The sequence below is a fragment of the Bradyrhizobium sp. HKCCYLRH2060 genome (assembly GCF_051168135.1).
Lineage (GTDB): Bacteria > Pseudomonadota > Alphaproteobacteria > Rhizobiales > Xanthobacteraceae > Bradyrhizobium.
In genome coordinates this window covers 76340-102217 of record NZ_JBNPUK010000019.1, presented here as the reverse complement: position 1 = coordinate 102217, position 25878 = coordinate 76340, and the positions used below count along the sequence as shown (strand labels likewise).

21 protein-coding genes and 1 pseudogene are annotated in these 25878 nt (G+C 64.3%); 8 read left to right on the top strand and 14 right to left on the bottom strand.

Annotated elements, in window-relative coordinates:
- Position 1 precedes the first annotated feature (1 nt).
- From ACQR10_RS28625 to ACQR10_RS28595, 7 genes are all read right to left on the bottom strand, one after another.
- Positions 2–1804, bottom strand: a complete 1803-nt coding sequence (locus ACQR10_RS28625) for a sensor histidine kinase (RefSeq protein WP_316218440.1) — start codon at positions 1802–1804, stop codon at positions 2–4.
- 139 nt (positions 1805–1943) lie between these two features.
- Positions 1944–3266, bottom strand: coding sequence for an NAD(P)/FAD-dependent oxidoreductase (locus ACQR10_RS28620; RefSeq protein ID WP_316218462.1), 1323 nt, complete (start codon positions 3264–3266; stop codon positions 1944–1946).
- Positions 3267–3558: 292 nt separating this feature from the next.
- Entirely contained in the window at positions 3559–4881 is a 1323-nt protein-coding gene (locus ACQR10_RS28615; protein ID WP_316218439.1) for a dicarboxylate/amino acid:cation symporter, read from the bottom strand.
- A gap of 660 nt (positions 4882–5541) precedes the next feature.
- Positions 5542–5793 (bottom strand): hypothetical protein, encoded by a 252-nt coding sequence (locus ACQR10_RS28610; RefSeq protein WP_316218438.1) that lies wholly within the window; start codon positions 5791–5793, stop codon positions 5542–5544.
- Positions 5794–5879: 86 nt separating this feature from the next.
- Complete coding sequence (locus tag ACQR10_RS28605) at positions 5880–6239, bottom strand: STAS/SEC14 domain-containing protein (protein WP_316218437.1); 360 nt, start codon at positions 6237–6239, stop codon at positions 5880–5882.
- A 689-nt stretch (positions 6240–6928) separates the two neighbouring features.
- Entirely contained in the window at positions 6929–8446 is a 1518-nt protein-coding gene (locus ACQR10_RS28600; RefSeq protein ID WP_434912153.1) for a Do family serine endopeptidase, read from the bottom strand.
- A gap of 620 nt (positions 8447–9066) precedes the next feature.
- Positions 9067–9561 (bottom strand): MarR family winged helix-turn-helix transcriptional regulator, encoded by a 495-nt coding sequence (locus tag ACQR10_RS28595; RefSeq protein WP_434886951.1) that lies wholly within the window; start codon positions 9559–9561, stop codon positions 9067–9069.
- Between the two features lie 349 nt (positions 9562–9910).
- Here ACQR10_RS28595 and ACQR10_RS28590 point away from each other — a divergent pair, with 349 nt between their 5' ends.
- On the top strand, positions 9911–10825 hold the full coding sequence (locus ACQR10_RS28590; RefSeq protein WP_316218434.1) for an MBL fold metallo-hydrolase: 915 nt from the start codon (positions 9911–9913) through the stop codon (positions 10823–10825).
- Positions 10826–11619: 794 nt separating this feature from the next.
- Here the strand turns inward: ACQR10_RS28590 and ACQR10_RS28585 are convergent.
- The 7 genes from ACQR10_RS28585 to ACQR10_RS28555 all read right to left on the bottom strand — a co-directional run bounded on the left by ACQR10_RS28585 (position 11620) and on the right by ACQR10_RS28555 (position 18819).
- Positions 11620–12336 carry an SDR family oxidoreductase gene (locus ACQR10_RS28585; protein WP_315802397.1) on the bottom strand — a complete coding sequence of 239 codons (717 nt, stop codon included), beginning with the start codon at positions 12334–12336 and terminating at the stop codon, positions 11620–11622.
- Entirely contained in the window at positions 12333–13193 is an 861-nt protein-coding gene (locus tag ACQR10_RS28580; RefSeq protein ID WP_434839780.1) for an ATP-binding cassette domain-containing protein, read from the bottom strand. Before ACQR10_RS28580 ends, ACQR10_RS28585 begins: the two co-directional genes overlap by 4 nt.
- Entirely contained in the window at positions 13190–14065 is an 876-nt protein-coding gene (locus tag ACQR10_RS28575) for an ABC transporter ATP-binding protein (RefSeq protein WP_434912152.1), read from the bottom strand. The genes ACQR10_RS28580 and ACQR10_RS28575 overlap by 4 nt, the downstream gene beginning before the upstream one ends.
- Complete coding sequence (locus tag ACQR10_RS28570) at positions 14062–14952, bottom strand: ABC transporter permease (protein WP_434912151.1); 891 nt, start codon at positions 14950–14952, stop codon at positions 14062–14064. The genes ACQR10_RS28575 and ACQR10_RS28570 overlap by 4 nt, the downstream gene beginning before the upstream one ends.
- Entirely contained in the window at positions 14945–15952 is a 1008-nt protein-coding gene (locus tag ACQR10_RS28565; RefSeq protein WP_316178414.1) for an ABC transporter permease, read from the bottom strand. The genes ACQR10_RS28570 and ACQR10_RS28565 overlap by 8 nt, the downstream gene beginning before the upstream one ends.
- 14 nt (positions 15953–15966) lie before the next feature.
- Entirely contained in the window at positions 15967–17508 is a 1542-nt protein-coding gene (locus ACQR10_RS28560) for an ABC transporter substrate-binding protein (RefSeq protein WP_434912150.1), read from the bottom strand.
- A gap of 78 nt (positions 17509–17586) precedes the next feature.
- Positions 17587–18819 (bottom strand): dienelactone hydrolase family protein, encoded by a 1233-nt coding sequence (locus tag ACQR10_RS28555; protein ID WP_316218430.1) that lies wholly within the window; start codon positions 18817–18819, stop codon positions 17587–17589.
- 159 nt (positions 18820–18978) lie between these two features.
- Between ACQR10_RS28555 and ACQR10_RS28550 the strand changes: the two genes are divergently transcribed.
- From ACQR10_RS28550 to ACQR10_RS28520, 7 genes and pseudogenes are all read left to right on the top strand, one after another.
- Complete coding sequence (locus tag ACQR10_RS28550; protein ID WP_316218429.1) at positions 18979–19620, top strand: helix-turn-helix domain-containing protein; 642 nt, start codon at positions 18979–18981, stop codon at positions 19618–19620.
- A gap of 401 nt (positions 19621–20021) precedes the next feature.
- On the top strand, positions 20022–20270 hold the full coding sequence (locus ACQR10_RS28545) for a hypothetical protein (protein ID WP_315802389.1): 249 nt from the start codon (positions 20022–20024) through the stop codon (positions 20268–20270).
- A gap of 468 nt (positions 20271–20738) precedes the next feature.
- The gene (locus ACQR10_RS28540; RefSeq protein WP_315802388.1) at positions 20739–21998 is read left to right on the top strand and encodes an ABC transporter substrate-binding protein; all 1260 of its coding nucleotides are present in this window, start codon (positions 20739–20741) and stop codon (positions 21996–21998) included.
- A 55-nt stretch (positions 21999–22053) separates the two neighbouring features.
- Entirely contained in the window at positions 22054–22950 is an 897-nt protein-coding gene (locus ACQR10_RS28535) for a carbohydrate ABC transporter permease (RefSeq protein WP_315802387.1), read from the top strand.
- A complete protein-coding gene (locus tag ACQR10_RS28530; protein WP_316218428.1) occupies positions 22947–23840 on the top strand; it encodes a carbohydrate ABC transporter permease in 894 nt (297 codons plus the stop codon). Before ACQR10_RS28535 ends, ACQR10_RS28530 begins: the two co-directional genes overlap by 4 nt.
- Before the next feature lie 2 nt (positions 23841–23842).
- Positions 23843–24948: pseudogene (locus ACQR10_RS28525) on the top strand (ABC transporter ATP-binding protein).
- 210 nt (positions 24949–25158) lie between these two features.
- Positions 25159–25629 carry a universal stress protein gene (locus tag ACQR10_RS28520; protein WP_316218426.1) on the top strand — a complete coding sequence of 157 codons (471 nt, stop codon included), beginning with the start codon at positions 25159–25161 and terminating at the stop codon, positions 25627–25629.
- Positions 25630–25878 lie beyond the last annotated feature (249 nt).

The following is a 25878-nucleotide window of genomic DNA, read 5'->3' as shown; positions in this document are numbered from 1 at the left end:
TTCAATCGGCGAGCGGCAGCAGCACGATGAATTCGGCGCCGGCCGGCTCGAGATTCCGCGCCCGCAGCTCGCCGCCGAATGACCGTGCGATGTGGTTGGCGATGACGAGCCCAAGCCCGAGGCCCTTGCCGGCCGGCTTAGTCGTGACGAAGGGCTCGAACAGGTGCGGCAGGACATCGGCGGCGATCACCGGGCCGCTGTTGGCGATGGCGATACGGCACTGCCCCTCCTCACGCACGGCGTGGATGTGGATGGACTTCCGCGCGGCGCCCTCGACGGCATCGAGCGCGTTGGCGACGATGTTGCAGAGCAGTTGCTCGAGCCGGATCTGATCGGCCCTGACATGAAGCTCGGGCGCGAGATCGATGGTCACGTCGACATGGCCGTCTTTCACCCGCGCGCCGAGGATCTTGAACGTCTCGGACAGCGCCTGCTCGACCGCGACCGCATCGAGCGGCGCGTTCGATTTGTAGGCGAACACGCGCAACTGGCCGGTCAGGCGCGCGAGACGGCGGACCAGCTCGCCGATGCGGATGAGATTGCCGCGCGCCTCGCCGATCATGCCGCGATCGACGAATTGCACGGCATTGTCGGAGGCGGTCTGCAGCGCCGCGAGCGGCTGGTTGATCTCGTGCACCATGCCCGCCGACATCTGGCCGAGCACGGCGAGCTTGCCGGCATGGACGAGTTCGTCCTGCGCGGCGCGCAATTCGGCGGTGCGCTCCTGCACCCGCATTTCCAGCCTGTCATTGGCGGCCTGCAGCGCGGCCTGGCTCGCCAGCCGCTGCCGGATCTCGCGGCGTCGCTGCGCCAGCAGGCCGAACGCCAGCAGCGCCACGATGCTGGCGAGACCCGAGAGCGTGCCGATGATCAAGGCCGTCCGCCGGATCGGCGCCTCGTCGTCGAGCAGCAGCAGCTGCCATTGCCGCCCGTTGAGCGGACGCTCGTCGACGCTGTAGACCGCGCCACGCTCGGTCGCGACCTGACCGCCGCGATCGGTCCTCTCCATGAAGGTCCAGCCGAGCGGCGCGAGGCTGGAACTGCCATAGGGCTTCGACGTCGCGATTTCCTCGAGCGCATCCACCGAGAGCGGCGTCAACGGGCGGAAGCGCCATTCGTCGCGCGAGGCGAGAATGGTGACGCCGCGGGCGTCGACCAGAAGCATGTCGGCACCGCGGTTGCGCCATTCGCGCTCGAAGGCATCGAGATTGACCTTGACGACGGCGACGCCGATCGTCCGTCCCTGTTGCTTGACGGCATAGGACAGGTAATAGCCGGCGCGCGCGCTGGTGATGCCGATGCCGAAGAACGCGCCGCGGCCGGTCGCCAGCGCCTGGCGCATATAAGGCCGGTAGGACAGGTTGCTGCCGACCGGCGTGCCCGGCTGGTCGAAATCGGCGGCGGCGATCGCATCACCGGCGACGGTGAGGACATAGAGGTTGTCGGCGCCGGCCAGCAGATTGATCGACTTCAGATGCAGGCTGACGCTCTGCTGCAGCGCGCGATCGTCCGGCGTGCCGAGCAGCCGGAAGACATCGGGCGAGGTCTCCAGCAGCGACGGCAGATATTCGAAGCGCGAGAGGTAGCCGTCGAGCTGCGCGGCCTCGACCGCCAGCCGCTGCTGGGCCGTGGCGTGCCGCTGATCGAGCCCGTGGGAAAAGGCAATGGCATAGCCGAACCAGGCCGCAACGCCGACCAGCGCAGCCGCCATCACTCCGCGAACGACCAAGCCCGCGCGCCTGCGGACCACCGCAGTGACGTCGGGATGTCGCTCGAGGCCGATCCGGAATGGAAGGTCCGTCATTCCCTTTTCCAGGCCCATCGCTCCCAGGCCCATGCACCGGGCCGCGCCTGCCGTATCCGCAATTGTTCTGCAAGTCTAAGGCCTTGCCGGGCCATAGGCGACAACAAAATCGGCCACGCCGGCGCCCTGGGCACCCTCGTCAGTGCAGCTTGACGTGCGGCTCGGTGCGGCGGGTGATCAGCCGCGCCAGCGTGTCCAGGGTCACCTTGGCGAAGCCGTGCAGCGCGTATTCGTGCATCTTGTAAAGCGACAGATACATCATCCGCGCGAACAGGCCTTCGAACACCAGATTGCCGCCGACCAGCGCGCCCATCATCGAGCCGACCGTGCTGAACTCGCCGAGCGACACCAGGGAGCCGAAATCGTGATAGCGGTAGTCCGCCAGCGGCTCGCCCCTGACGAAGCGCGGGATCTGCTTGTAGAGGTGCGAGGCCTGCTGATGCGCCGCCTGCGCCCGCGGCGGCACGTTGCCGCGCTCGCCCCAGGAGCAGGCCGAGCAGTCGCCGATCGCGAAGACGCGCTCGTCGCGCGTGGTCTGCAGGGTCTGCCTCACCACGAGCTGGTTGATGCGGTTGGTCTCCAGCCCCGCGATGTCCTTCAGGAAGTCGGGCGCCTTGACGCCCGCGGCCCAGACGATCAGCTCGGCCGGAATGACGCGGCCGTCGGCGAGGCTCACCTTGTCGGGCCCGACCTCGGCGACCTTGGCGCCGACCAGCACCTCGACGCCGAGCTTTGCGAGCAGCTTCTCGGTCTCGCGCGACACCCGCTCGGGCAAGGCCGGCAACACCCGGCCCGCGGCTTCGATCAGCGTGATCCGGATGTCCTTCTCGGCATCGACCTGGTCGAGGCCATAGGCCACCACCTCGCGGGTCGTTCGATGCAGCTCGGCGGCCAGCTCGACGCCGGTCGCGCCGGCGCCGATGATCGCCACCTTGAGCTGGTGCGGGGCGATCGGCGACGACTGCGAGTGCGCGCGGATGCAGGCGTTGACCATGCGCTCGTGGAAACGCCGGGCGTCGTGCTGCGATTCCAGCTTGATCGCGTGGTCGACGACGCCGGGCGTGCCGAAATCATTGTTCTGGCTGCCGATGGCCATGACGAGCACGTCATAGGGGATGGTCCGCCGCGGCGTGACCTCGCGCCCCTCCGCATCGAGATAGGGCGCCACCAGCACCTCGCGCTTGTCGCGGTCGAGGCCGATCATGTCGCCGATGCGGTAGTGGAAGCCGTGCCAATAGGCCTGGGCGAGATAGTCAACCTCATGCGCCGAGAGGTCCATGCTGCCCGCGGCGATCTCGTGCAGCTTCGGCTTCCAGACATGGGTGCGGTTGCGCTCGACCAGGGTGACGTCGAGCTTCCCCTTGCGGCCGTATCCGTCTCCGAGCCGGGTCGCGAGCTCCAGGCCGCCGGCACCGCCGCCGACGATCACGATGCGAGGAACACCAGACTGCGCGACGGCCATCATCCAACCTCCCCAAGGGTGACCGCGCCGCGACGGAGGGACTGCGATGTCACTCCGGTTGCGTCATCACGTCGGAATGCGCGGCCTTGCGGCGCCAGGCAGGATGCCTCCACGGTGAGCCCCTGCCCGCTGCCACCCTAGCAGATTATCCGAGATGTTGGCGGCATCGCGATTGGGCTTGACCGACTGATGCGCCGGGCCCCTGACGATGACGAAGCGGGCATGCCACATTTTGGCACGACGGCGCCACTGACGCTGGAATGCGACAGCAGCGCCACCCGCGACCGCAGGCCTATCCCGTCGTGACGGCGACCTCGACATCGGCCGGATCGATATCGCGATCGAGCGCGATGCGCAGCTTGTCGCGATCGAGCTCGCCTTCCCACCACGCCACGATCACGCAGGCGACGCCGTTGCCGCACAGGTTGGTCAGGGCGCGGCATTCGCTCATGAACTTGTCGATGCCGAGGACGATCGCCATGCCCGGAACGAGCTCCGGGCGCACGGCCGCCAGCGTTCCGGCCAGGGTGATGAAGCCTGCGCCGGTGATGCCCGAGGCGCCCTTCGAGGTCAGCATCGCGACCAGCAGGATCGTGATCTGCTCGCCGAAGGACAGGTGGACGTTCATCGCCTGCGCAATGAACAGCGTCGCCAGCGTCATGTAGATGTTGGTGCCGTCGAGATTGAACGAGTAGCCGGTCGGAACCACCAGGCCGACGACCGGCTTGGAGCAGCCGAGCCGCTCCAGCTTCTCCATCATCTGCGGCAGCGCGCTCTCGGACGACGAGGTGCCGAGCACGATCAGCAGCTCGTCCTTGATGTATTTGAGGAACTTGAAGATCGAGAAGCCGGCGATGCGGGCGATGATGCCGAGCACGATCACGACGAAAGCGATCGCCGTGAGATAGAAGGTCGCGATCAGGCCGGCGAGGTTGCCGAGCGCCTGCGGCCCATAGCGGCCGATGGTGAAGGCCATGGCGCCGAAGGCGCCGATCGGAGCGGCCTTCACCACGAGGGCGATGACGCCGAAGATCGCATGCGCGGCGTCGTCGACGAAGGCGCGCATCGTATGGCCGCGCTCACCGAGCGTCATCAGCGCGATGCCGAACAAAATCGAGAACAGCAGCACCTGCAGGATCTCGCCTTGCGCGAACGCTCCGACCACCGTGTCCGGGATGATGTGGAGCACGAAGTCGACCGACTTCATCTCGCTCGCCTGCTTGGCGTAGCTGGCGACGGCGGCGGCGTTGCTGCTCTGGCCCTGGAACCCCGCTCCCGGCTGAATGAAATTGCCGACGATGAGCCCGAGCGCGAGCGCGAAGGTCGAGACGATCTCGAAATAGATCAGCGCCTTGACGGCGACGCGCCCGACCTTCTTGACCTCGGAGACATGCGCGATGCCCGACACGACGGTGCAGAAGATGACCGGCGCGATCACCATCTTGATCAGCTTGACGAAGCCGTCGCCCAACGCCTTGATCCATTCGTTCTTGCCGAGCTCGGGCCAGAGCCAGCCGACGACGACACCGAGCACGATCGCGAACAGGACCTGCACATAGAGGATCCGGTAGAACGGCTTCTGCGGCGCCGCGGCCGCTGTGATGGTTGCAGACATCGTATCTTCTCTCCCTGATCTTACTCGGTCTATCTCTCTGGCCTGCCTAGGACCCGCTTCCGCGCCGGCTCCATTGCGTGCCGGGGCAACGTCGCGCGTCTGGACGCGGGCCGCGCGAGGCGGACCCGCTAAGCTGCGCAGTCGGGTTCGCCCGTCACCGGGTCTCAGGTGAGGAATGAGCTGTGGGCTGGCATCCGGACGTCCCCTCGCATCTGTTGTTCTGGAGCTGGCGCTCGTTTGGCGGCTCAGTAAGCAGCAATCGTGCCAGCCGAACGGTGCGGCGTGAGGCATCTGCATGTCCTTCAGTTTGCTGCGATTTGTGAACCATCACTCCCGCCGGGCCAGGGCCCTCGCGGCGCCGCGTCTGGACTTTCGGAAAATGGCCCCGGCCGGCGCCCGAAGAACCGGACGGGCCGGCACGCCGTGGCCCGACCGGCCCCGCCGGTGATCACGAGCAGGTATCGCCCGTCCGCGATGAGGTTCGGTCCGCGTGGTCGTGCTCGACGAAGCCACAACAAGATCGATCAGCCCGGGCCGCCAGACTCCTTGGGCCAAAGCGGCGCGATCCAGCCCAGCGATTATTCCTTTGTCAGATCGGTCTCGGGTTGGGAACGCACATTTCCTGCGGATATCTTTCCGCATGGAGGTGAACTGATCGTTCTAAGTCGGTGCGGGCGTCGAAGCGCAGGTCGATGGCAAGGCGATGGATGCTGTCGAGAAGTCGTGCGACGAGTGCGTTTCCCATGACCAGGCGTGTTTCCGTGTGTCGCCGATCCGGTCCATCGCATAGCGGGTGAGAAGACCGCGGACATGCCTCAATGGTCCAGCGAGGTGGACCGGATGCGCCGCGAACAGGACGCCCGTCTTCCGCTCGAGAAAGTCGAGAACGATCGGGCCGGCCTTGAGGAACATGTCCACGCGTCGGTAGGTCGCGTGCTGGCCGAACATCGCGGTGAGATAGGTGCGCGCAGCGGCGTCCCCTCACCCTGCTCCTCTGGTCATGCGGCGATCCAGGCGTGGGCCTCGGCCGCCTCGGACAGTGAAAACACCCTGGTCGTTGCCGGCATCATGAACGCGAAGAGACGTACCGCCGTCCGGATCCATTCGATGTCGGTCACGACCGCGATCCTGTCCCAGCGCATCAGATGCTCGATGCCGATCTTGAAGTCTTCCCACATTGCGCCGGCATCGAGCGTGAAATCCTTGCCGGTCTCGTAGTATAATCGAAGAGTCCGGTTGGCTTGAAGTCCGGCGAGCACGGCGGGCGCCAGCACCTTGTCATAGTCCTCCTTCGTCACCCGGCCGCTGCAGCGGAACCCGACGACCTGGTCTGGAAAGTTCGTGAGCTGCTCGATCATGGCGTCCTCCTGTCGTTTTGTTGTGAAACCGAGGGGTTCGATCACGACGCACTCGATCTTGACCCTGCGATCTCGACCTTGCAGAGACTGGTTTGGCGGACCTGGCACCGGCTCGGTAGCTTTAGCGTCAGTCTCTCTGCGCGCTTGTCCGAGCGACCGTCAGATCCAAGGCCCGCGCTGGATCTTGATCCTGCCGGCCAGTATCCCGGCTGCTGTCCCTCGATCGCGAAACGGCTCCATCTCGCCACCGACTTGCAGCCAGTCGACGGCACCCGCGACATCATCTCGCTGTCCTCCGCCTGCGCCCTACAGACCGAGACGTCCAGCCAGGCCGGAAGTCCGGCCGGGATCCGGTAACGTGCGGATGCAGTCGATCCGTCTTCGCGCGGGCCGGAAGGCGCTCGGTTGGTGTTTCCTTGTTGACCATGCCCATGGCGCTGACTCCCCACCGTTGGTCGCCCCCTGACGTGAAACGCACTTCGCGACATCCGGTTGCCGTTTCAGTACCGGATGCGTCAGATGTGGCCACAGGACGCGCTGGCCGCCGCAACGATTCTGCGGAGTCGCCCCTCGCCGAGACGTCGGGTCGGCACGGGGCTCGCCGCATGTCCGTCGTTCATCCCGCACACAACGCGTGGCCTGCCGCCGGCGATGGGGAGAGCACCGGCAGCAGGCTCCGTATCGGCGCGTCAGCCGATCGGGACCGCAACAAAATGGGTATTGGCGGCGGACTTGACCCGCATCAGCACGTCGCGCTTGCCGGCGGACCTTGCCTCCGACAATGCATTGCGCAGTTCGGCGACGGTGCCGACGGTCCTGCCGCCGACATCGAGAATCACATCACCGGACTGCATACCGTGCTCCGCCGCCGGGCCGTCGGGATCCACGGCGGTGACCACGACACCCTTGCTTCCGGCGCCCGCCACGTCCTCTGCGGGCGCGACTGACAGACCGAGATGTGGCACGCCGCGAGCCGAGCCGTTGTCGTGATCGTCGGAACTGGCCTGCTTCTCCTGCTGGTTCGGCATGTTCGCAAGCGTCACAGCGATGGTCCGGGACTCACCCTTGCGAAGGATGTCGAGCTTTGCGGAGCTTCCGGGGGCCATCGCCGAAATCCGGCCCGCCAGGGCGCGCGAGTCCTTGATGGCTTCACCGTTGACGGCCGTAATGACGTCGCCAGGTTCAATCCCGGCTTTCGCCGCCGGCGTATCCGGCTTTGCTTCGTCGACCAGCGCGCCCGCGGCGTTCTTCATGCCGAGGCCTTCTGTGATGCCTGCGGTCACCGGCTGGACCTGCACGCCGAGCCAGCCCCGGGTCACCACGCCCTTGTCCTTAAGCTGGGCAACGATCATCTTGACCGTCGGCGCAGGTATATCGAAGCCGATGCCGACCGAGCCGCCTGTGGGCGAATAGATCGCGGTGTTGACGCCGATAACATTGCCGTTGGTATCGAAGGTGGGACCGCCCGAATTGCCCTTGTTGATCGGCGCGTCGATCTGGATGTAGTTGTCATAGGGGCTTGAGCTGAGCTCGCGGCCTTCCGCCGAGACGATGCCCGCCGTGACGGTGCCCCCGAGGCCATAGGGATTGCCGACCGCCACGACCCAGTCACCGACGCGCGGCGTTTTGCTGTCCAGGTTGACATAGGTGAAGTCCGACTTGCCTTCGACCTTGATCAGCGCGACGTCGGTCTTCGGGTCGGTCCCAATGACTTTGGCGGTGTAGGTCTTGCCGTCGTCGGTGGTGACCTGCACCGACTTCGCGTGGTCCACGACATGGTTGTTGGTCACCGCGTAGCCGTCGGCCGAGATGAAGAATCCGGAGCCAACTCCCGTAATCAACTGGTGGCGACGCATCTTGCCTTGCGGGCCGTCGGCGAATCCGTATTGGCGGAAGAACTTCTCGAACGGGGTTCCCTGCATGAACGGCTCCCCGTTCGGCCCAAGCATGTCGGTCTCGTCACCTTCGTCGACACTGACGCGGACGGAGATCACCGCGGGCCTGACCTTGGCGACCAGATCGGCGAAGCCGGTGGGGCCCTGCTCGCCCTGGGAAGGCGCCGCCGCCCATGCTTGATTGATCAGGCGGCCATAGCCGAGCGGTCCCGACAGCGCGATCGCCGAACCGATCACGGCAGCCGATCCGAGCAGAGTCAGGCGCCGCGCGGGCATGATCCTGCGGCGAGGTCGTTGATTGCTGTCCGACATGGATTGTCTCCTTCGAGATGTTGCGCCTTACGGCGTTGCACGAAGGAGTAACGCTGGTCAGATTACTACGTCCTGTCCGACGAATTAATTCATCCTGTCGGCGAGATGAATTCGTAGTAAGGCGGCATGCGCTGCCGAAGCACAGAAAGATGAACTGTTCGGCAGCGATCGCCCGGCGGACTGCGGCGTTCGGCATAGAAGGGCTCTTAGGTGAAGTGGAGCGATCGATGGCCAAAGATGCAACATCGCCAACGGCCGCCGCAGCTTGGCGCGATTCAAACGGAAGACTGCGAGAGGTGGGCGCCGATCATTCAGGCCGCCGGGCTCGCAGGCAAATAGCCGATGCCATTTGGAGTGACTTGGGCCTGCGAGTTTGGCGACGTCGTTCCAGTTGCTCGCTCAAGCGTGCTGCGGCCAATGCTGCTGAAACCTCTTTCGGACAAACCCAATGACTATACCGGCGGAATGACGATGATCATCGATGCGATCGCCGCAATTTCCCCGAGCTCATGACGTTTTCGGGCGCGCCCCCCGCATTGTCCACATGCGCTGAACTCGCCTCCAGCTGGCGTCGGTTCGACTAATGGCAGCAGCCGGGGGGCATGACGGCATCGAATACCCTATTCGACGATATCTTCTTCGCCGCCAGCGGCTGCCTGCAGATCAGTGAGCTCCGTAGCTCGTTCCGAGAGTCTCCTCAGCAGCATGTCCAATATATGTGCGTCTTCATCGCTCAGACACGCTGCCAAATCTCTATTGTACGCCTTGGTTATCCGTTGCGCCTGCTCGTACAGGGCCTGTCCAGTGTCCGTCAGCGAAAGTGCCAAACGTCGCTTATTTTTGGGGAGCCTTGTCTTCGCAATGATTCCGCTGCCCACGAGCCTACCAACCCCTCTACTTGCAGGCTCCAGCTCGATGTCGGCGACTTCGGCGAGTTCGCTCAGGCTCATGCCAGGACGTTGCGCGACGTAAGCAAGAATGCGCCAGTCGCGCCGACCGATCCCCAACTCCCGCCGTAGCATGATGCCCGCGCCCCGCGCGGCGAGCTTTCCAAGATTATAGATACGAAACGCGAGATACTCGTCAATGTTTGACGGATCCTTCAAATTGCTCATGACGTTCCGGCTGAGGGTGGAGGATGGCGGATGAGGTGACGTTTTCGAAACATACCGTCGTTTGACAATCTCCAACAGCAGCATTGTGCATCGCAGAACACATTTGATTTGGTCAAACGTTTGTCGACCATTGACGCTGAGCCGAAAGACACACATCAACGATCGAGCCGCGTCCCTAAATGAACCAAGCTGATCAAGGTGGCGACGGCCACAGGCCCCCCTGCTATCAGCAACCTCGAAAATGTTCGGTGTTCAGATGCAAGCAATCGAAACTGGCATAGTGAGACTAGTTGCCTCTACAATTGCGGCCTGTGTTCTGCTGTGGGGAAATCCCTCCGCGGCAGATGAGATGAAGGTGACTTTGCTCGGAACCGGCACACCGACCCCACGGATCGGAAGCTTCAGTGCGTCAACACTCGTCGAGGCCGGACCCGAGAAATTGCTGTTTGATATGGGGCGGGGCTCGACCATTCGCCTCTTCCAGAAGCGAATTCCGCTCGGCGCCATCACCGCTCATTTCATCACGCATCTCCACTCCGACCATATTGTCGGCTTGCCTGATATGTGGCTCAGCGGCTGGATCGGAACGCCCTGGGCCTCACGAAAATCACCGATGGTGATCTTCGGGCCGGCCGGAACCGTCGCAATGACGCAAAACCTGACCAAGGCGTTCTCGGAGGATATTCGCATTCGCGAGGATGACGAACATCTGCCGCCGGAAGGCGTGGCATTTAATGCGCACGACATTCAGCCCGGACTCGTCTATGAGAAGGGCGGCGTGAAGGTCACGGCGATTGAGGTCAACCACGGTGAGAAGATCAAGCCAGCCTTCGGCTACGTGATCGAGTACGGCGGCAAGAAAGTCGTTCTATCGGGTGACACCAAATATGACGAGCGAATCGTGAACGCCGCGAAGGGCGCCGATCTGCTGGTTCACGAGGTCGCAATCATCGAACCTGATCTCGTGAAGGATTATCCCTCTTATCGTGCTATCGAAGCCCATCACACTTCACCGGAGGAAGCCGGGCGGATCTTCTCGCTCGCAAAGCCGAAGCTGGCGGTCTATTCGCATGTCGTATTCGCGACGGTGAAGCCGGTGCAGGATGTGCCCGAGGAGGCGCTGCTTCGGCGCACCCGCGCGACGTACCAGGGTCCATTAGTCATCGGACACGACCTGATGTCCTTTTCCGTCGGAGACGGCGTGTCGTCCTATAGTCCAGATGGGGAGCCCATGAAGCCGTTGATGGGCGATGGCCAGCGCTGATAACCACACTTGGTGACGATCTGACTGTGAAACTGCTTGGGGAACTATCCTCCCTCTGAAACTCAGATGCGAGCGCTGCGCTCATGTCCCGTGGGCAAAGGCGCGTGTTATCGCCCGCTGCGCGTATTCTCATTGAACGGTGATCCCCGCCGAAAAAGGCTCTGAATGTTGGCGTTCGGGACAAGCGCGAGCTGCACGAACTCGTTACGGGCCTCACTAGGCGTATTTGACTTCCGGGGCATGCCGCACCTCCATTTAGGGGTGACAAGCTCGGCGGGTGAGCCAGGGGCTTCAATCAATCTGACCTTAGGCGGGCAACGCCTTGTCTATACCGGGCCTCAAGCAGCCGCCCTCGTTCACGACGCCTTGGTTCGATCTGCTCCCATAGGGCAGCGTTCCTTCCGCGCTGCGCTACGATGACCTTTTCGAGCTTGGCAAAAGGCGCGTTCCCCAACAAATGGCGGACGTCACCCAGTTCCTGCAACCTGCCTAGGGGCCGGCCGTCTTCGGAGAAGCGAGTAAGGCAGACTGTCGCACTTCGGCCACGCTCTCGGGCCGCTCCCTGGCCTTTACGTACGCCTGGCAGGCTTCAAAGGAAACCGGTGCCTCGGGAAGCCAATGCCAGTCGTCTCAGTCTCCTGGGCCCGCGCTGGGGCCTGTCACCTATAGTTTTCGGGATCGGAAGAACTGACGCCTCGTCGCGGCAGAAATCTCGGTTCCAGGCCTCGCGCGCTCTGCCGCGTCGACCTTCTCGCGTCGCTGCTCCGGGTGCGACTTTTATCAGGGCGTTCGTGCTAGCCCGACGCCAATTGCTTTTCCACCGCCTTGTGATCCTGCGCGAGGCCGGCGGCGATGCCCTTGGCCATGTCGCCGACATAGATGTCCTCCTCGCCGGTCTCGTAGCCGTCGAGAATTTCCTTGGCGGCCTCGGCCGGCGTCATCTTCGGGATCGGCAGGCCGGCCGTCATGCGCGTGTCGACGGCACCGGGCAGCGCGCCGGCGACGTGGACGCCCTTCGGCGTCAGTTCGCCGCGCAGTCCTTGCGTGAGGCTCAGCGCCGCGGCCTTCGAGGCGCAATAGGAGCCCATCAGCGGCAGGTTCACCCGCGCCAGGATGGTCAGGATGTTGAGCACGGCCCCCTGGTTCTTGATCAGCACCGGCGCGAAGGCGCGCGTCAGCCGCAGCGGCGCGAGGTAGTTGATCTCGATCTCCTCCGTGGCGATGGCGAGATCGGGCGCGAGCATGAACGCAGTGTTGTGATTGACGCCGGCATTGTTGATCAGCAGCGTCGCGTCGGAAGCCTGTGCGGCGGCGGCTGCCGCGTCCCCATCGCTGGTGACGTCGAGCTTCAACGGCACGACCCTGTCGGACGCCGTGAGCGCGGAGACGTCGCGGGCGGCGGCATAGATCTTCGCAGCGCCGCGGGCGAGCAGCTCGGCGATGAGCGCCTTCGCGATGGCGCCGGTGGCGCCGGTGATGACGACGACGGAGTCCTTGATCGAAGCACTCATGCGGCTGATCCCTGCTGCTGGGGTTGCTCACGGGGCGAGGTGTCGTCGAGCCAGCCCGGCTCGACATCGGGGAGCGGAATGGCGGCCAGGAGCTGGCGCGTATAGGCGTGTTGCGGATGGGAGAAGATGCGGCCGACCGGGCCGTGCTCGACCACCTCGCCGCCCTTGAGAATGGCGACCTCGTCGCAGAGCACGCGGATCACTGAGAGATCATGGCTGATGAAGACCACGGTCAGCCCGAGCCTGGCGCGCAGCTCCTTCAACAGCATCAGGATGTGCGCCTGGGTCGAGACGTCGAGCCCGGAGACGATCTCGTCGGCGACGATGAAGTCCGGCTGCAGCGCCAGCGCGCGTGCGATGCCGGCGCGCTGGCGCTGGCCGCCGGAGAGCTCGTGCGGATAACGGTCGACGAAGGCTGTCGGCAGGCCGACGAGATCGAGCAGCGCGGCGGCGCGGTCGCGGCGATCGCGCCGGCCTTTCAACTGTCCATAGACCTCGAGCTGGCGCGTCAAGGTGACCGCGAGCGGCAGGCGCGGATTGAGCGAGGATTGCGGATCCTGGAAGATCATCTGGATGCGCGCGCGCAAGGGGCGCAGCGCGGCTTCCGACAGATGGCTGATCTCGATGCCGTCGAACTGGATGCCGCCCGACGTCGGCTCCAAGAGCCGCACCAGCAGCCGGCCCAGTGTGGTCTTGCCCGAACCGGATTCGCCGACGAGGCCGAGCACCGCGCCGCGCGAAACGGCGAGATCGACCGACTTGATGACGTCGCGCATGACCGGCTTGCCGAACAGCGATTTCGATCGCGCCGGATAGGCGAAGCCGAGCTGGCCGGCGCGCAGCAGGATCTCGCTCATGCCGGCCTCCCCGCCGCGAGCTGATCGAGCCTGTGCGCCTCGGCCCACAAGCTTTCGATCAGCGCCGGAGGCACCGGCTTTAAACTATCCGCGGGACGGTCGGCGCGCGGCGTTGCCGCCAGCAGCGCGCGCGTATAGGCGTGGTGCGGCTTCACCAGCACGTCCGAGGTCAATCCATCCTCGAGCACGCGGCCGGCATGCAGAACGGTCATGCTGCGGCAGACCTTGGCGACGACGCCGAGATCATGGGTGACGAACAGGATCGCGGCGCCGTGGCGCTGACGCATCCGCTCGACCAGCTGCAGCACCTGGCGCTGCACGGTGACGTCGAGCGCGGTGGTCGGCTCGTCGGCGATGACCAGCGACGGGTCACAGGCGAAGGCCATCGCGATCAGCACGCGCTGGCGCATGCCGCCGGAGAGCTCGTGCGGATAGAGTGCGAGGACGCCAGCGGGATCGCGGATCGCGACCTCGCTCAGCAGCTCGGCGGCGCGATCGCGCGCGGCACGCTTCGACAGCTTCAGATGCAGCTGCAACACCGCGCATATCTGCGCGCCGATACGCCGGACCGGGTTGAGCGACGTCATCGGATCCTGCGGGATCAGCGCGATGCGCCGTCCCAGCAGGTCGCGGCGCTGCTTGTCCGGCATCGCCAGGAGGTCGCGCCCCTCGAAGCTCACGCGGCCGGCCGTGATGGCGGCCTTCGCCGGCAGCAGGCCGAAGATGGTGCGGCCGACCATCGACTTGCCGGCACCGGATTCGCCGACGAGCCCGCGGACCTCGCCGGCCGCGACGCGCAAGGAGACGCCGCGCAGCACATTGGCGGCGCCGATCGCGACGTGGAGATTGTCGATGTCGAGCACGGCACTCATCGGCGCTGCACCGGATCGAGCGCGGCGCGCAGGCCGTCGCCGAGCAGGTTGAAGCCGATCACGCTGACGATGACGGCGCCGATCGGCAGCGCCATGATCCAGGGCGCCTGGTAGACGATCTGCCGTCCCTCGGTGATCATGCCGCCCCAGCTCGCGGTGTCGCCGGTGACGGAGATGCCGACGAAGGACAGGATGACCTCGACCAGGATAGCTATGCCCATCTCGACCGCCAGCAATGTGACGATCAGCGGCACGAGGTTGGGCAGGATCTCGAGCCGCAGCGCCTGCGCGCGGGTGAGGCCGAGCACCCGGGCCGCGGCGGCGTAGTCGCGCGCGAGCTGCGCCTGCGTTTCGGCTCTGGTGATGCGGGCGAAGCGGGTCCAGTCGACGACCACGATCGCAGCAACGACCGAGGTGAGGCCGGCGCCGATGACGGCGGCGAGCACGATCGACAGCAGCACCGGCGGGAACGCCATCCAGACGTCGATCAGCCGCGACACCAGCTGATCGATCCAGCCGCCGAAGGCGCCGGCAATCAGGCCGAGTGCGATGCCGATGACCGCAGCGAGCAGCGAGGCGATCAGCGCGACGGAGACCGCAGTACGCGCGGAATATATCAGGCGCGACAGCACGCAGCGGCCGAGGCTGTCGGTGCCCAACGGAAACGCCGCCTCGCCGCCGCGCATGAAGGCCGGCGGCAGCTGCGCCGACATCAGATCCTGCTCGGCCGGATCATGCGGCGCGATGACCGGGGCGAACAGCGCGATGAGCAGCAGCAGCGCGACAAGGCCGCCGCCGATCCACAGCCGCGCGCCGCCGCGTGAGAGAGCGCTGCGCCAGCGCGACGGCTGGGCCGTGATCGGGCCAGAAAGAACCAGGTCAACCATGGCGCAGCCTCGGATCGAGCAGCGCCACCAGCAGGTCGACGGCGAGATTGAGAGCGATGAACAGGACGGCGAAGGTCAGGATCAGCCCCTGGATCAGCGGGAAGTCGCGGTTGATGACGGCATCGATCGCCATGTTGCCGATGCCCTCGTAGGAGAAGATGCGCTCGACCAGCACGGTGCCGCCGAGCAGCAGGGTGACCTGCACGCCTGAGAGCGCGACCGTCGGGATCAGCGCGTTGGGGAACACCTCGCGCTGCAGGATCGTGGTGCGCGAAAATCCGCGGGTGCGGGCGATCTGGGCGTAGTCCTGGTCCTCGGCCTCTGCGAGCTGCGCCTTGAGGAGACGCGCGACCAGCGCGGCGAAGGGCAGCGCGAGCGCCAGCGACGGCAGCAACATATGGCGCAAGAGATCGGCGGCGACGTCGAGGCGCAGGGTGAGCAGGCTCTCGATCAGATAGAAGTGGGTGCGGAAGGCCACGGCAAGCTGCGGATCGAGCCGGCCGGAAATCGGCAGCAGCGGCAGCAGCACGCCGAAGCCGAGCAGCAGGATCAGGGCCCACAGGAAATCAGGAATGGCGAGAAAGAAGCCGTTGGCGGTGTCGAGCAGCCATTCGGCGCGGGTGCCGCGCGTGAGGCTGCCGACCAGCGCCACGGCTCCGCCCATCACGAGCGCCATGATCACCGAGAGCGCTGCGAGCTCAAGGGTCGCCGGCAGCCGCGCGCTGACCAATTCGAACACCTGCTGGCGCAGGCTGATCGAGCGGCCGAAATCGCCCGACGCGACTTGGCCAAGCCAGGTGATGAACTGCGACAGCAGCGGCTGATCGAGGCCGTAGAGCGCGCGCAGCCGCGCAATGTCGGCCGGCGAGGCGCCGGGCGGGATCATCATCGCGATGGGATCGCCGGGCACCACGCGCAGCAGCACGAACACGATGGCGCCGACGCCGAGCAGGGTCGGCGGGATCAGAGCGAGGCGCTTGAGAATGGCGCTCCAGCGCATCGCCCGACTCCGTCTCAGCCCTGGTTCACGAGCTGCGGCAGGATCATGCCGTTGGCCTGCGGCACCACCTTGAGGCCCTTCTTGTGCACGATCGGCTGGACGTATTGCAGCAGCGGGATCACCTCACCCTCCTCGGCGATGTATTTGTCGACCGCTTTCCAGCCGGCGATGCGCTTGGCCTCGTCCTTCTCGCCCCACAAGGGCCCGATGCGCTCGATCAGGTCCTTGCCCTTCCAGGCTGAATGTGGCGACGGGCCGAACATCGCAAAGCCGGTCGAGGTCGTGGGATCGCCGATCGCGTTGCCCCAATTGTAGAACGCCGCCGGCGCCAGCGCGTGGCGGGCGCGCAGCTCGAAATGCTGCGCGATCTCGTAGACCTCGATGTTGGCCTCGATGCCGACCTTGCGCCACATGCCGGCGATCGCCTGGACCATTTCGTAGTCCTTCGGCTTGAAGCCGCGCGTGGTCTGGATGGTGAACTTGACCGGCTTAGCGGCCGAGTAGCCGCTCTGGGCGAGCAGGCTCTTGGCGAGCTCCGGATCATAGGCGACCTTGATCGAGGGATCGAAGGCGGCGTAGCCCGGAGCTTCCAAGGTGTCGATCGGCACGCCATAGCCGCGCAGCAGCTTGTCGACGATCGCCTTCTTGTCGATGGCGTGGTTGGCGGCGAGCCTGATGTTGCGGTCGAGCATCGGATCGATGTCGGTAAGGAAGATCATTCCGATGTCGGAGATCGGCTGCGTCAGGCCTGCCAAATTCGGCTTGGCCTTGAGGCGGTCGAACTCTTCATAGGGAATCTCGAAGGTGATGTCGGAGCCACCGGACTCGATCTCGGCGACGCGGCTGGTCGGATCGGTGACGAACTTGAAGACGACGGTCTCGAACGCCGGCTTCGGCCCCCAATAGCCGGGATGCGCCTTCAGCCGCAGGAACGCGTTGCGCTCGAAGGCATCGACCTTGTACGGGCCGGAGCCGATCGGCGCCTTCTCAAAGCCCTCCGCGCCGACCTTCTCGTAATAGGCCTTGGGCAGCACGTAGCCGGTGAGGAACGCCATCCATTTGAATAGCACCGGCTCGAACTCTACCACGTCGGCCGTGATGGTCTGGCCGTCGATCTTGAAGTTGTTGATCTTCGACCAGACGAACTGGATCGGGTTGCCGCCCTTCGGATCGGCGGCGCGGGTCAGCGACCACACCACGTCCTCCGGCGTCACCTTGGAGCCGTCATGCCAGGTCGCGTCGGAGCGCAGCTCCATCGTGACCTTGGTGCGGTCCTCGTTCCAGCCCCACTTCGTCAAGAGGCCCGGCTTGAACGAGAGATCGGCGGCCTGGCCGATATAGGGATCGAAGATGGCCTGGTAGATCGACTGGATGGTCGGATTGACCGCCGAGACGCCGACGGTCGGATCGAACGACGGCAGGTTGACGTTGTAGGCGATGGTCAGCGTGCCCGGCGCGGCACTGGCGGGGCGCAGCGGCAGGCCGGTGGCGAGTGGCAACGCAGCTGCGCCTGCGAGCTGCAACATCGTACGACGAGAGATCTGATGGTCACGCATGGTGATGCAACTCCGCATGGACGAAGGACGATGAGCGAAGAGAAGCGACGTCCCTGCCGACGCCGCCGGACGAATTGATCAGTTCGGCGCGCTCTCGGCCCAGCGCTTCATCAGCGTGTTCGAGGGCAAGGATTCGTCGACCAGCTTCTTCGCCGTCTCGATGCCGGCGACCGGGAGCTTCGCCGGATCGAGCAGGCCGATCTGCACCAGCACCGAGGCCTGATCCCAGTAGATGTGCTCGTTGTAGAGCTTGTCGCCGCGGAAGCGGACGATCGCAACCAGCGGAATCTCGACATATTTGCCGGTCGGCGGGATGCCGGGCAGCATCCAGTCGATCTCGATGTCGTGGGTGAAGCAGAACAGCATCTCGTCGACGACGCGGTCGGCGCCGATGGTGCGCGAGATCGGCACCAGCTTGGTGTCCGCCGGCGTCTTCGGAATGAAATGGTTGGCGTAGAACCTCAAGAGATCCTTGTAGCCGACGCCGCCGGTCATGGTCGGGATGTGGTTGACGTAGGGCTCGGCGACCATCGTGCCCATCGTCGCCTCCGCCGAGCGGGTGGCGAATTCGAGCTCGGTGTGACGGTCCCACAGCGACGACAGATCGTAGTGCGGGCCGAGCACTTTCCGGAACAGCGCGATCGAGCGCGAATGCGCCATCAGGGTCGCCGGCTTGTCGAAGCTGGAGCGCTCCGGCGCGGCGAAGGCGTGGTCGCAGCCTGGATAGAGATAGAACTCGGCATCGTCGCGGCCGGCAAAGCCGGCCTTGACCGCCTCGCGCGCCTCGGCGGGCGCGAACTTGTCGAGCTCGGCGAAGTGGAAGACGATCGGGCCCTTGATGTTCTTGGCCTCGGCGATATCGGCCTCGATGCCAACGCCATAATAGGAGACGGCGCAATCGACGTCGGTGCGGGCGGCGGTGAGATAAGCGAGCTTGCCGCCGAGGCAGAAGCCGAGCGCGCCGACCTTGCCCTTGCACTCGGGACGGGCGCGCAGCACCTTCAGCGCGTCGGCCGTGTCCTTGATCGCGAGATTGACGTCGAAGCGCTGGTAGTAGCCGAAGGCTTTACCGAAATCCGCCTCACCATAGCCGAGCTCGATGCCCGGCTCGAAGCGCCAGAACAGGTCCGGCGCCAGCACCACATACCCTTCCTCAGCATAATAGTCGGCGACCGCGCGCATCGAGGCGTTGACGCCGAAGATCTCCTGCAGGAGCACGATGCCGGGACCGGAGCCTGACGCGGGCACCGCGAGATAGCCCTTGAACGTGCCGCCATCGGCGGCGGCGATGTCGATCCACTGACCAGCCACTGTCGTGCTCCCCGGTTCTGCCGGCCGACGTCCACGGTGACGCCGCGCCTGATGTGTTTTCTTCATTGAATTTTTAATGTAAAAACGTTGGATGTAAACAGCAGAGATTGAGCATGCGCTGCACACGCATTGTGCGGAGCGGCATCGGGAGACGGGCTATTGAAGAGGACGACGAGCGCTGGGGCGAGGCGCAAGACCGTGGCGGTGAAGGCGAGAGTGGCGGGCCGCAAGGCGCGGTCACGGTCAGAGGCGGCTCGCGATGAGGCCGAGAGCGGCAGCAAAGGCGACGCGAAGGGAGCGTGGCATCTTGCGCGCAGTGACACCGAGCGACGGCTGTCCGACTTCGAATTCGCGCTGGAGCGGCTGGCCCAGTCCTATTATCGCTGGAAGGCGTCCTGCCTCGCCGCCGTTTGCGAGGTGCCGCTGACCGGCGACGATGTCGCCGTCCTCAATGTCGTACGCATGGGCGACGAGCCGAAGCGGCTCGCCGAGGTTGGCCAACTGCTCAACCGCGTCGACGTGCCCAATCTGCAATATGCGACGCGCAAGCTGGTCCGCGCCGGGCTGATCGAGACCGAAGGCCGTTCCTCACGCAAGGAGACACGCTACCGCGCCACGACACGCGGCCGCGCCGTCACCGAGGATTATGCGGCCTTGCGCGCGGCAACCCTGCCGCCGATGTTCGACGGCCTACCCGGCTGGATCGACGGCTGCGCCGCGACAGCGGCTCAGCTTGACCAGATGGCGGGGCTGTACGGCCAGGCGACGCGCATCGCGATCACGAGGCGGCACCAGTCCTGACCCGCCTCAGCGCAATATTTCGACCTTGGACCGCTATGTCGCGACTGTGGACGCGCTGAGGCCGTTCATTTGAGCGCCCCATCTCTGGAGGCTAGATGGACGGAGAGAGAACAGGCCTTTGCCCGCAGCCTCCGGTCGTGTGGGGCACGACAGGGGCGAAAGACCAGAAATGAGATCAATGGCTTGCGCACCCCTCCTTCTATTGAGGCGCCTTGATCTCAAATGGGAAATTTTAGCGGCGCCCGCACCGTCCAATGGTTGGGCTGGGCTAGGACGACCCGCCAAAGCCACGGCCTCAGGATCACAACCGCGCCCAAGGGGGAGGCGCGGAACCATCTCCAATTCCGCGCCATTGATGCCAACAGGCAAACAAGCGCATCCCGCAAAACGAGAAAACGACCATGAGAGACGATCCATCGCTCCCGCCGTTCATCTATGAAGGGCTCTATCCTGCCGAGGACAAGAAGACCGCCTTTGGCTCCTTCGCTGGTCTCGTAAAGCAGGCTGCGAAGCAGGTGCGCAGCGCCGTGGAGTCCGGGCGCAAGCCAGGCATGCCGCTCAGCGTCCTAAGCAACGCCGCCCGCCGGGCCCCGCTTGCTTCTCTGCTGTTCGCGTTCCTTCTGGGCGCTTCGATAGCCCGCCGAAGGTGAATGCCACCAGCATGGGACGTAGCCCCTGCCCGTCCGCGCACGACTCTCCAACTGCCGGCAAGCGAAGCGCAACCAGACGACGATCTTGGCCCCGAGATCGTCCGGCTCTTCTGAGTTTCGCCTTGAACGCTATGCTTCCGCGCTGACGGACGCCCGAACGCCGAGGTGCAACGTGCCGGTGATCCGATATTGCAGGATCGCTGTTGCTGACCGTGCCGGTTCACCAGCTATCTTTCCAAACGTCCTCTTTTAGAGAGTCGGCTTCAGCAGATCGGAAGGCTCAACACCCAGCGCGACAGCCAGGGCTTGGACGTTGTCGAGTTGCTGCCGATCTACCAGCTCTCAAGCGACCGTCGACATTGTTGACGCAGGTCAACGCTCTTGGCGATGGACATGTCAGCTTTCCACAACTTCAGGTCAATCGAGACCAAACTTTAACGAGAAGCGAGAAGGATGAGGAGACTTCCCATGCGGCTCGGCGGTCATACTGCAGCACTAGGCATGTTGCTTGGCGTCCTCGCCTTCCCCAGCGTCTGCCAGGCCGGCGGCACCGTCGAGGTGCTGCACTGGTGGACATCCGGTGGCGAAGCCAAGGCGATCGCCACGCTGAAGAGCGCCTTCGAAGCCCAAGGCGGCAAATGGATCGATTCTCCAGTCGCTGGCGGGGGTGGCGACGCCGCCATGACCGCCTTGCGAGCGCGCGTTGTTGCCGGCAATCCGCCGAGCGCGGTCCAACTCAAAGGACCGAATATCCAGGAATGGGCGCGCCAGGGCGTACTCACCGATATCGATGCGGTCGCTCGGGCGGAAAAGTGGGACGAGCTGCTGCCGCCGGTGCTTGCGTCGATCATGAAGTTCGACGGCAAATACGTGGCCGCCCCCGTCAACATCCATCGGGTCAACTGGATCTGGGCCAACCCGGCGGTGCTTGCCAAAGCGGGCGTCTTGCCGCCGACAACCTGGGACGAGTTCAACGCCGCAGCGGACAAGCTCAAAGCCGCGGGGATCACGCCGCTGGCGCATGGTGGCCAGCCATGGCAGGACGCGACCTTGTTCGAGACGGTCGTGCTCGGGTTGGGTGGCGCGGATTTCTATCGCAAAGCGCTGGTCGAACTCGACGAAAAAGCGATCACCAGCAGCACGATGATCAAGGTGTTCGACCAGATGCGCAAGCTGCGTTCCTATGTCAGCCCGGATTTCTCCGGCCGCGACTGGAACCTCGCCACGGCCACCATCATGAACGGCCAGGCTGGCTTCCAGCTGATGGGAGATTGGGCGAAAGGCGAGTTCGTGGCGGCCGGAAAAGTGGCTGGCCAGGATTTCTTGTGCATTCCGGCGCCGGGCCTGCCGGGCTTCATCTTGAATTCGGACAGCATCGCGATGTTCAAGGTGAACGGTGTCGACAAGCTGGAGGGTCAGAAGGTGCTTGCCAGCCTGATCATGTCGGAGGGTTTCCAAGAGACGTTCAGCCTCAACAAGGGGTCGATCCCCGCACGGCTCGGCGTGCCGCGCGACAAGTTCGATTCCTGCGCGCGGAAATCGATGGACGATCTGGCTGCGGACACCAAGGCGAATACCCTGGTTCCAAGCATGGCGCATGAAATGGCGGTGTCGCGTTCGGTACGCGGCGAGATCCTGGACGTCGTGACCAACCATTTCAATTCGGACATGAGCTCGCAGGACGCTGTCAAACGATTGATGGAGGCGATCAGGCGCGCGAGGTCATAAGACGAACGGCGCTGCCGTCTGCAGCGCCTCATGTCCGTCGAGCAGTACCATCGCCATGCCCCACGCAGCGCTCCATCGATTCCTGCGACGTGTCGACACTTGGCTGCCGCGCCTGGTCATAAGTCCGTCCGGCGCGGCCGTGTTCGTGTTCGTGTATCTGTTCATTGCCTGGACGATCTACATCTCGTTCACCCGGTCCAGCGTCCTGCCCGATTACAGCTTTGCCGGGCTCGTCCAATACGCGCGGCTGTGGGCGACGCCGCGCTGGTATGTGGCGATCGCCAACCTGTTCATCTTCACCACCCTGTTCATGGGCGGCTGCACCGTTATCGGCATCATGCTGGCGATCCTGCTCGACCAGCGCATCCGCGTCGAAGGCGTGATCCGCACCATCTATCTCTACCCGATGGCATTGTCGTTCATTGTCACCGGCACCGCCTGGAAATGGATCCTCAACCCTGGTCTCGGACTGGAAAAGATGGTGCAGTCGCTCGGCGTTACGAGCTTTCGCTTCGACTGGCTGGTCAATCCGGACATGGCAATCTACACCGTCGTGATTGCCGGCATCTGGCAATCTTCCGGCTATGCCATGGCGCTATTTCTCGCGGGCCTGCGCTCGATCGACGACGATGTTCTCAAGGCCGCGGCGGTCGATGGTGCCGGTCCGTTCCGCCTCTATATCCAGCTCGTGCTGCCGATGCTGCGGCCGATCTTTCTGTCAGTATTTGTCGTGCTGAGCCATCTCGCGATCAAGAGCTTCGACCTCGTCATTGCATTGACGAACGGCGGGCCAGGCTATGCGACCGATATGCCTGCGACCTTCATGTACTCGTTCGCATTCCAGCGCAGCGAGCTCGGGACCGCGGCGGCGAGCGCAACCATGATGCTGGCGACCGTGGTGGCGATCATGGTGCCATATCTATGGTCCGAGCTGCGGACGGAGCGCCAATGATCCGCTCGCGCGCGCCCGGCATCGTCCGCCCGACCGGTATCCGAACCACGGTGCTGCGCGGCGTCCTGTTCGCGATCCTCGGCCTGTTCGTTCTCTACTACCTGCTGCCGTTGCTGGTGATGGTGGCGACATCATTGAAGTCGCTCGCGGAGATTCGTACCGGCTCGCTGATCAGCCTTCCACGCGCCGTCACCTTCGAGGCGTGGCCGAAAGCCTGGGAATCCGCCTGTGTCGGGGTACGCTGCGCCGGGCTCAAGCCCTATCTCTGGAATTCGGTTCTGATGGTCGTTCCGTCGGTATGCCTCTCCACCATGCTTGGCGCCGTCAACGGCTATACCCTGGCGAAGTGGCGGTTTCCCGGCTCAGAGACGTTGTTCGGGTTGATCCTGTTCGGCGCCTTCATTCCCTTTCAGGTCGTTCTGTTGCCGATGGCGCGTACCCTCGGCATCCTCGATCTGGCCGGCACCATTCCCGGACTGGTGCTGGTCCACGTGATCTATGGAATTCCGTTCACGACGCTGTTCTTCCGCAACTTCTTCGTCACCGTCTCGGACGGCATCATGAATGCGGCCAAGATCGACGGCGCGGGCTTCTTCCGGATCTTCTTCCAGGTCGTGCTCCCGCTCGCGCCGTCGACCATCGTGGTGACCGTGATCTGGCAGTTCACCCAGATCTGGAACGACTATCTGTTTGGAGTGGCCTTCACGGCCGGCGACAGCAACCCGGTCACGGTTGCGCTGAACAATCTGGTCGCGACCTCGACGGGCGTCAAGGAATACAATGTCGACATGGCGGCGGCCATCATCGCTGCTCTGCCCACGCTGGCCGTCTATATCATCGCCGGAAACTATTTCTTGCGCGGGCTCTCCGCTGGTGCCGTGAAAGGTTGACCGTGGCTTCTATATGTCTCGACAAGGTCTACAAGCAATTCGGCGCAACTGCGGTGCTCGACGGCATCGACCTCGAAATCGCCGATGGCGAATTCGTCGTGCTGGTCGGGCCTTCGGGCTGCGGCAAGTCGACCCTGCTCAACGTTGTGGCCGGGCTCGAGACATTGTCGGAAGGCCGGGTCCGGATCGGCGACCGGATCGTCGATGATGTACCGCCAAAGGATCGAAACATCGCAATGGTGTTTCAGTCCTATTCGCTCTATCCGACCAAGACCGTCCGCGACAACATCCTGTTCGGGATGGTGACGCGGCGAATCCCGGAGGTGCAGCAGCAGCAGGCTCTCGCGCGCGTGACCGAACTGCTGCATATTGAGCAGCTACTGCAGCGCAAGCCCGGCCAGCTATCCGGCGGACAGCGCCAGCGCGTCGCCATGGGACGGGCGCTGGTGCGCGAGCCCGATGTTTTTCTGTTCGACGAGCCTTTGTCCAATCTCGATGCCAAGCTGCGGGTGGAGATGCGCACCGAGATCAAGAAGCTGCACGCCCGGCTCGGGCAGACCATCATCTATGTCACTCATGATCAGGTGGAGGCGATGACGCTGGCTTCACGCATCGCCGTGATGGACAATGGGCGGATCCGTCAGTTCGCCGCGCCGGAAACCGTCTATGAGCAGCCGGCGGACCTGTTCGTTGCAGGTTTCATGGGCTCGCCGGCGATGAACCTGGTGCCGGCACGCGTCGTTCAGGGTGATGGAATCTGGCTCGAAGTGGAAGACGCGCGCGGCAATGTGCGACTTGCCGTTCCGCGGGGAGCGTCAGCCTCGATTGGCGCTCATGTCGGGCGCCATCTGAAACTGGGACTCCGGCCGGAAATCATCACCCGTCAGGCACCCAGAAGCCGAGCGGGTTGCTCTGCACGTTCCAACGTCCAGTCGATGTGGTCGAACCGACCGGACCCGATACCATGATCGTGTTCGATCTGGGCGGTGTAGAGATGATCGCGCGCGTCCACCCCGAGGACAAGGCGCCTGTCGGCAGCCTCTATTCTTTCGAGGTCAACATGGACAAGGCGAAGCTGTTCGATCCCGACTCCGGCAAGCGGGTCTGACACCCCTCCGGCTGGATGCAGGACCAGCCTTGGTGTTGGAGCTTGATGGAAATCAACCTCCCCGCCTGCAAGATCGAAACAATAGCAGCCTGTCATCACGGTTGCTGCAAGTGCCTACGCTTTCTTTAGCGGCTCCGCTTTGCGGCACGCGGAACCGTGGTCGAGAACTGCATCGGTCGGGCCGCAATGGTTTCACAGTCAGGATGCCGCATGCATAAACATATTCTAATCCCGACGGACGGCTCGACGTTGTCGCAGGCTGCGGTTGAGTACGGCATCGCCCTCGCCAAGTCGGCTAGCGCCAAGGTCACGATATTGACCGTATCCACCCCCTTCCACACCTTTGCCGTCGAGCCGGCAATGGTCACGGACACGCCGGCGCAGTACGCGAAGCAGGTCGCGGCCCTTGCCACGAAGTACCTCGATGCGGCCAAGGAGGTCGCGTTGGCCGCTGGCGTCGGCTGCGAGGCCGTGCATGTCGAACATGATCATCCTTATCTGGCCATAGTCGACATGGCGAAAGCGAGGTCATGCGACCTGATCGTCATGGCATCGCACGGCAGGCGCGGGATCACCGCCATCATGCTCGGAAGCGAAACGAACAAAGTACTGACACACAGCAACGTGCCAGTGCTTGTCGTTCGCCCGCCGGACCGGCCGTTCGTCTCTGTCGAATCCTGAACTCGACCGCTTCTGCGGCCGAGGTATGACTGCTCGCGTCTCATGGATGCTGCGCCGGGCAATGCCGAAGCACCCCAGGATCTCGCCGAGACGGTCACCGTCTCAAGCTGACACCCGCCAAGGCAGACGGCCGGCGCTCACACCCTTGCCGAGCGCACTTTCGATGCCCACCGGCGTCCAATATCTTGCACGCCGGTTGACACACCTCGCCGCAGCCCAACCGTATCGCGGAGCGATCTGCTCGGCGCG

Excerpts from the sequence above, each read along its gene's own strand:
- ACQR10_RS28625 (WP_316218440.1), bottom strand. The coding sequence starts at position 1,804 with ATGACGGACCTTCCATTCCGGATCGGCCTCGAGCGACATCCCGACGTC.
- ACQR10_RS28620 (WP_316218462.1), bottom strand. The coding sequence starts at position 3,266 with ATGGCCGTCGCGCAGTCTGGTGTTCCTCGCATCGTGATCGTCGGCGGC.
- ACQR10_RS28615 (WP_316218439.1), bottom strand. The coding sequence starts at position 4,881 with ATGTCTGCAACCATCACAGCGGCCGCGGCGCCGCAGAAGCCGTTCTAC.
- ACQR10_RS28610 (WP_316218438.1), bottom strand. The coding sequence starts at position 5,793 with ATGTTCCTCAAGGCCGGCCCGATCGTTCTCGACTTTCTCGAGCGGAAG.
- ACQR10_RS28605 (WP_316218437.1), bottom strand. The coding sequence starts at position 6,239 with ATGATCGAGCAGCTCACGAACTTTCCAGACCAGGTCGTCGGGTTCCGC.
- ACQR10_RS28600 (WP_434912153.1), bottom strand. The coding sequence starts at position 8,446 with ATGTCGGACAGCAATCAACGACCTCGCCGCAGGATCATGCCCGCGCGG.
- ACQR10_RS28595 (WP_434886951.1), bottom strand. The coding sequence starts at position 9,561 with ATGAGCAATTTGAAGGATCCGTCAAACATTGACGAGTATCTCGCGTTT.
- ACQR10_RS28590 (WP_316218434.1), top strand. The coding sequence starts at position 9,911 with ATGAAGGTGACTTTGCTCGGAACCGGCACACCGACCCCACGGATCGGA.
- ACQR10_RS28585 (WP_315802397.1), bottom strand. The coding sequence starts at position 12,336 with ATGAGTGCTTCGATCAAGGACTCCGTCGTCGTCATCACCGGCGCCACC.
- ACQR10_RS28580 (WP_434839780.1), bottom strand. The coding sequence starts at position 13,193 with ATGAGCGAGATCCTGCTGCGCGCCGGCCAGCTCGGCTTCGCCTATCCG.
- ACQR10_RS28575 (WP_434912152.1), bottom strand. The coding sequence starts at position 14,065 with ATGAGTGCCGTGCTCGACATCGACAATCTCCACGTCGCGATCGGCGCC.
- ACQR10_RS28570 (WP_434912151.1), bottom strand. The coding sequence starts at position 14,952 with ATGGTTGACCTGGTTCTTTCTGGCCCGATCACGGCCCAGCCGTCGCGC.
- ACQR10_RS28565 (WP_316178414.1), bottom strand. The coding sequence starts at position 15,952 with ATGCGCTGGAGCGCCATTCTCAAGCGCCTCGCTCTGATCCCGCCGACC.
- ACQR10_RS28560 (WP_434912150.1), bottom strand. The coding sequence starts at position 17,508 with ATGCGTGACCATCAGATCTCTCGTCGTACGATGTTGCAGCTCGCAGGC.
- ACQR10_RS28545 (WP_315802389.1), top strand. The coding sequence starts at position 20,022 with ATGAGAGACGATCCATCGCTCCCGCCGTTCATCTATGAAGGGCTCTAT.
- ACQR10_RS28540 (WP_315802388.1), top strand. The coding sequence starts at position 20,739 with ATGCGGCTCGGCGGTCATACTGCAGCACTAGGCATGTTGCTTGGCGTC.
- ACQR10_RS28535 (WP_315802387.1), top strand. The coding sequence starts at position 22,054 with ATGCCCCACGCAGCGCTCCATCGATTCCTGCGACGTGTCGACACTTGG.
- ACQR10_RS28530 (WP_316218428.1), top strand. The coding sequence starts at position 22,947 with ATGATCCGCTCGCGCGCGCCCGGCATCGTCCGCCCGACCGGTATCCGA.
- ACQR10_RS28520 (WP_316218426.1), top strand. The coding sequence starts at position 25,159 with ATGCATAAACATATTCTAATCCCGACGGACGGCTCGACGTTGTCGCAG.